We start from the raw sequence: 259 nt of genomic DNA on the forward strand, positions 1-259 counted from the left end.
ATCGCGAGGTCAATTGTAAACATGGGTTTGCGGCCTATCTTGTCGGCCAAGTACCCGCCCAGAGGGCCGCCTAGGAAGATGCCAATGAGGGCGGAGGCTCCAATCAAACCTTGCCAGGTGAGCGAGAGTTCTAGGTCATTAGTAATCGCCGGCATGACGATGCCGATGGCTCCGAGAATGAAGCCATCAATCAACATGCCGCCTGAAATCAGGGTGGTCAGCTTTATGATGAACTTACGCTGTTTATCGGACATAGCCT

General features: G+C 52.9%; 1 protein-coding gene. It reads right to left on the reverse strand.

Annotated features, from left to right (window positions below; translation table 11 throughout):
• The coding region (locus SB717_RS37355) for an MFS transporter (RefSeq protein ID WP_410908166.1) at positions 1 to 259 on the reverse strand (259 nt) is incomplete at both ends.

It is taken from the genome of Priestia sp. SIMBA_032 (assembly GCF_046535215.1).
GTDB classification, from domain to species: domain Bacteria; phylum Bacillota; class Bacilli; order Bacillales; family Bacillaceae_H; genus Priestia; species Priestia aryabhattai.